We start from the raw sequence: 5,314 nt of genomic DNA, 5'->3' as shown, positions 1-5,314 counted from the left end.
TTGTGGAACTTTTTCTCAAGTCAGCAATCACGTCCCAAACTTGCCCACGCGTGCAAAAGACGACTTTTGCCTGGGGGTTTGGGTTCTGGTAATGAAGCCCCCTGATAACGCCAAGCCTGTTTGTTGAAAGGAAAACCTCTTTTGCCTCAAAGCCAAGGCTTCCTAGAACCTGGTTGTCAAATATTTTTGTAAAATCTCCCCTTTCATCCTGCGCCGCAAATGCCCTTAGAAGCTTTGCCCCAACAAGCCCAAGGGGCTCGATTTCTATTTTCCCCATAGTATCATTCCGGTCCGTGCACCCGCGTTCATAATCCTGCTTCAAACGTTTCCCTACCAATCCTTTGAAACCCTGCTTTTTTCTATTTGCCCCCTGTTTTGCAAATACCATCCGTGAAGCTCTTTTATCCCCTGCTCCATGCTTTTGAACTTCAGCCCCTTCATCAGGCTTTTCAGTCTTGTGTTGTCACCACTGTACTCGTTTCCAAGCCCGGGATTTGCCACCTCAATTTGCTGGCTGCCGCCTGCCACCGTGTTGATTGCCCTGCCGATTCCAACAAGGTCGTTTTTCTCGTCAGGTGTGACATTGTAGAACTTTTCTTCAAGGCCTGCGTCATGGCTTGAGGCAAAGTGGTCTATCACCTTTACAAGGTCGTCAACGTGCAGGTAGCTGAACACCACATTCCTGTTTGAGATTTTTACTGGAAGGCCAAACAGCTTCCTGCAAATTGAATTTGAGATAAAGCGTATCTCATAGTCCTCGTATTTGCCATAGCAGCCAAACACCCTCAAATCAACCATGTTTTCGGATTTTTGTATGTGCCTTGCGCACACGTATTTGTAAAACCCGTACTGGTCTGAGGGCACAATCCTGTCAAATTCGCCTTCGCCGACGCTGACAAGCTGCCTTGTTTTGTCGTACTCAGCCCCGCTTCCAATCTGTACCAGCTTCCCAAACCTGCTTGCGCACCTTGCAATATTGAAAAACGACTTGAGGTTCGCCTCAACAACATTTTGCATCTGCACTGTTTTTCTTGTGCCCCCCGTGTTTGCAGCATGTATGACAATATCAAAATCGTTTGACTTAATGAATTTTTCAACTGCGGCAGCGTCAGTAAGCTCAAGTGCGCTGTGGCTTGGGCCTGTAATGTCATACTTTTTGCCAAGCTGCTCGGTTATGTTCCTGCCAATAAACCCGCCTGCGCCAGTCAGAAATACGCTTTTTTTACCCATGTAATCCACAACCGTCTTTCAGCCTACCTCGCTCAAATCCTGCGCAAAAGTCAATCATCTTGGAATGTTGTCTCTTTAATATATGTCTGCCTGTCAAGGAACGGGAACATGTCGTCAAACGGTTTTGAGACCATTGTCCCATCCGCAAGTTTTTCAGAGGCCACCCTAGGAATCACAAGCTGGTCTTCAGGTGAAATTACTTCGCATATGACATGGCCTGGGGATTCAAGCGCCTCTTTAATGGCATCGTCAAGCCCGGAGATTTTTGAGACAATAATAGATTTTATGCCGTAAGCCTTGGCAATTTTTTGCGTGTCAGGGCAGCTCATCCCAGTCTTGGGGCTTTCGCCAACCAGCCTCCCGTCCTGGAAATTGCGCTGCGTGTGGCGAATAAGAAGATAGCCGTTGTTTGTCCAGATGAAAATTTTCACAGGCAGCTTGTGATGGACAAGTGTTTGCAGCTCCTGTATGTTCATCTGCAGGCAGCCATCGCCGATTATTGCGACAACCCTGCCGCTTTTTTTGGCGCTTGCCGCACCTATTGCGGCAGGAAGCCCGTAGCCCATTGTGGAAAGGCCGCCTGTTGTAATGTATTTTTGCCCGCGCTTCACTTCAAAGGCCTGCGCCACAACATGGAACGACGAGCTTGTATCCACTACAATCGTATCATCCTTCCCCATCTGGTCTGACAGGCGCTTTGTGAACAGGTAAGAGTTTATCCCCTTGCCATCATCCATATACTCCTCAAGCACAGTCGGATAGTCCCTTTTCCAGCCTGCGCACTTTGCAAGCCACTTTTCGCGGGCAGGCCATGGCATATTTTTTGCCTGCCTTAAAAGCCCCTCAAGGAAAATTGCCGCATCCGACCGTATCTTCAGGCCGCCTGAATCCATGCTTGGCTTTGCAAGCTCAAATTCGTCCACATCGACATAGATTTTTTTCGCGTTTTTTGCAAAATCCCTAAAGCCGTATCCTGTCAGCGACATGCTCAGCCTGCAGCCAACAACAATGAGAAGGTCGCATCCCTGCACCGCAAAATTAGCGGCCCGCTGCCCGTATGTTCCTGGCCTTCCAACATAAAGCCGGTGGTCGGATTCAACCATGTCTATGTTCAGCCTTGAAGTCAGAAACGGCACATGCATCGCTTGTGCCGCCTCAATCGCCTTTTTTGCGCACCCGGACAATCTCACTCCGTTTCCAAACAAAAACAGCGGACGCTTGGAGCCGCTGAGCAGTTCAAGTGCCTGCGGGAGTTTTTTTTCAACTTCCCGGGCATATTCCTTGCCTTCATCATCTGGGACATACCCTGCAAGTGTTTCAGGGTCAACCATCACTGGCTGAACGTCAAGGGGCACCTCAATCCAGACAACCCCAGGCCTGCCGCTTCTTGCAAGGTGCGCCGCCTTTTCCATGTGGTACCTGACTGAATTTGGGTCCTCAATCATCACTGCATACTTTGCGACAGTTTTGAATAATGGCAGGCTGTCAAAACCCTGCACCCCGTACTGCCTGATGCCCTGTGCCTTCACGACACTTGCCTTGGTCTGTCCTGCAATCACCATTACAGGACTTGAGTCAAAGTGCGCGCTAATGACCCCTGTCAGCGTGTTTGTCATTCCGGGGCCTGCTGTGACGCAGGCGACCCCCATGCCCCCAGTTTCCCTTGCATACCCTTCGGCTGCCATGACGCACGCCTGCTCGTGGTGCATGCAGACATACTCCACTCCCTGCTGCCTTGAAATCGCATCAGTCAGGTGCATGCTAAAGCCGCCGACCACCATGAAGACCTTGCTTGCTTTTTGCGCAGCCACAAAGCCTGCGATGTAATCAGCTACCCGTACAAGCCCCCTGCCGCCTTTTCCCTCCATAAACCAAGCACCACTAATTCTTCCCGCTTCCCTTCCCTCTTCTCCCCTCTTATTTCCCACTCTATCCGTCTTTCTTGCTTTTCTTTGAAAGCTCAAGTGCAACTTCCGTTATATAATCCTCCTGCCCTGCCACAATCTTCCTTTTCCCAAGCTCTACAAGTATCTGTTTTGGGTCAACGCCAAATTGCGCCCCGACTTTCTGTGCAACAGGTGCAAATCCGGAGAATACCCCCGCAATCCCGCTTGTCAGCCTCACGCCGTCAATCTCTATTGGCTTGTCCATGAATTTTGTGACAATCCTGTCGCTTATGTCCATCAGCCTGAATTCGTCCATTCCGGTTGAGTAGCCGGACTTGTGCAATACTGCTGTAATGACTTCAAGGGCGCAGTTGCCAGCCCCTGCCCCAAACCCCCTCATTGTAGTGTCAACAATGGTTGCGCCTGAATCGACTGCTGCAAGCGAATTTGCGACAGCCATGCCAAGGTTGTTGTGCGCATGGTAGCCAACTTCAATCCCAAGCCCTTTTACTAGTGCTGAAACCTTCTGGCGCACTTCGTTAGGCAGCGTGGCGCCGGCCGAATCCATCAAAAGCACTGCATCAGCTCCGTACTGCTCCATCTTTTTTGCCTGCTCTAAAAGCCCCTCCCCATCAAGCATATGGGTCATCATAAGCACTCCTATTGCCTGCTTTCCCCGGCTGCTAACATACTCTATGTGCCGCTGCGTAATGTCTGCCTCGGTGCAGTGGCATGTGACAAAAACTGTTTGCGCCCCTGCGTCAAGGGCCGGCTCAAGGTCGTCATTAATCGTGCCAAATCCGGGGACAATAAGCACCCCAAGCCTTGTGTTCTTAAGCTCCTTTTTTGCAATCGAGATATAATCAAGGTCTGAAAGCAGGCTTTTCCCAATCTGAAGCGAGGAGGCGCCAAGGCCGTTTCCATGGCCAACAACAAGCAGCTTTACCCCTGCCGATTCTGCCGCAGCTGCATACTCCTTGACGTGCTGTGCTGTAAACCTGTGCCTAATCGCATGGGAGCCGTCCCTCAATGTCGAGTCAATCACAAGAATCTGTCTCATACAACCTACCCTTCCTGGCCGCCCATCATTGGCCTTTTTCGCTTGCGGCCTTTTTTGCATACTCCTCCGCAACCGCAACTGCTGCGCATGTCATGATGTCCAAGTTGCCTGCATATCTTGGAAGAAAATCCCCGGCTCCGACTATGTCTGTAATCACAGTCACGCGCCCTTCCTCCCAAACCGGCCCTGCAACAAGCTTTATTCCTGGCGTGAACTTTTGCATCCTGCCAATCATTTCAACAACGTTTTTCCTGATTGTTTCCATGTCAGGCTTGTTGTCCATTTCCATGTAAAGCGTGTTGTGCATGTCTATTGGCGGCACCGCAGGGTTCAAGTTCAATATCGCCTTTGCCCTCTTCACGCCTGTAAAAACCTCAATGCCCTTTCGAGTCGTTTCAATATACTCGTCCAGATTTATCCTGGTCCCTGGACCCGCAGACTTTGAGGCAATGCTTGTGGCAAGCTCTATGTATCCGACTTTTGGGCAGCTTTGCGCAAGCGCATATGCAACTGGAATTGAAGACTGGCCGCCGCACGACACCATATTCACGTCGCTGCACCCAAGGCACTGCTCAAGGTTGAGTATGGGTATGCACATCTTGCCCGTCTTTGCAGGGGTCAGGTCAAGTGTGAATTTGCCAAGCCTTTCAAGTATCGGGGCATGCTTCATGTGCGCAGGCGCGCTTGTGGCATCAAACACAATGCTGCAACACCCGGGGTTTTGCTCTATGGCCCCAATGGACTGGTCCGAGGTTTTAATGCCAAGCGCCTGCGCTTTTTTCATCCCTTCAGAGTCATTGTTCTGGCCAACAAACAATGCGCACTCAAGGTATTTTGAGCGCATGACTTTTGCAAGAAGGTCTGAGCCTATGTTTCCTGTCCCTAAAATCGCAACTTTCAGCTTTTCCATTTCCTTGCCCTGCCAAAACCGATGCAAGCCCGTTTGCGCATTTACGCCAGTAGGGGTTGCAGGAATTTTTAAAAGACTACAACTTTCCCCATGTAAGTTTTTAAGCATAGCTTTGCCCTTGGCAAAACAACCAAGCCAGCAAAAACAACCAAGCCAGCCAAAAAAGCAAAGCCAGCCAAAACAACCAAGCACGCCAAAACAACCAAGCCAGCAAAAACAACCAAGCCA

5 protein-coding genes are annotated in these 5,314 nt (G+C 50.2%); all 5 read right to left on the bottom strand.

Annotated elements, in window-relative coordinates; translation table 11 throughout:
* On the bottom strand, positions 1-388 hold a 388-nt coding region (locus FJZ26_03825), incomplete at its 3' end, for a dTDP-4-keto-6-deoxy-D-glucose epimerase (GenBank protein ID MBM3229535.1).
* Positions 331-1,230 carry an NAD-dependent epimerase/dehydratase family protein gene (locus FJZ26_03820; GenBank protein MBM3229534.1) on the bottom strand — a complete coding sequence of 300 codons (900 nt, stop codon included), beginning with the start codon at positions 1,228-1,230 and terminating at the stop codon, positions 331-333. The genes FJZ26_03820 and FJZ26_03825, both read right to left, overlap by 58 nt.
* Before the next feature lie 50 nt (positions 1,231-1,280).
* Positions 1,281-3,098, bottom strand: coding sequence for a thiamine pyrophosphate-binding protein (locus FJZ26_03815; protein ID MBM3229533.1), 1,818 nt, complete (start codon positions 3,096-3,098; stop codon positions 1,281-1,283).
* Between the two features lie 61 nt (positions 3,099-3,159).
* Positions 3,160-4,176 carry a 4-hydroxy-2-oxovalerate aldolase gene (gene dmpG, locus FJZ26_03810; GenBank protein ID MBM3229532.1) on the bottom strand — a complete coding sequence of 339 codons (1,017 nt, stop codon included), beginning with the start codon at positions 4,174-4,176 and terminating at the stop codon, positions 3,160-3,162.
* 25 nt (positions 4,177-4,201) lie between these two features.
* Positions 4,202-5,086: an acetaldehyde dehydrogenase (acetylating) gene (locus FJZ26_03805; GenBank protein ID MBM3229531.1), complete on the bottom strand. Its 885-nt coding sequence runs from the start codon at positions 5,084-5,086 to the stop codon at positions 4,202-4,204.
* Positions 5,087-5,314 lie beyond the last annotated feature (228 nt).

The sequence above is a fragment of the Candidatus Parvarchaeota archaeon genome, from assembly GCA_016866895.1.
Lineage (GTDB): Archaea > Micrarchaeota > Micrarchaeia > Anstonellales > VGKX01 > VGKX01.
Note: the sequence above shows the minus strand (reverse complement) of the source record. Positions and strands in the feature narration are given on the sequence as shown.

Bases quoted from the DNA above. Each gene is read 5' to 3' on its own strand.
- FJZ26_03820 (MBM3229534.1), bottom strand. From the start codon at position 1,230: ATGGGTAAAAAAAGCGTATTTCTGACTGGCGCAGGCGGGTTTATTGGC.
- FJZ26_03815 (MBM3229533.1), bottom strand. From the start codon at position 3,098: ATGGAGGGAAAAGGCGGCAGGGGGCTTGTACGGGTAGCTGATTACATC.
- dmpG (MBM3229532.1), bottom strand. From the start codon at position 4,176: ATGAGACAGATTCTTGTGATTGACTCGACATTGAGGGACGGCTCCCAT.
- FJZ26_03805 (MBM3229531.1), bottom strand. From the start codon at position 5,086: ATGGAAAAGCTGAAAGTTGCGATTTTAGGGACAGGAAACATAGGCTCA.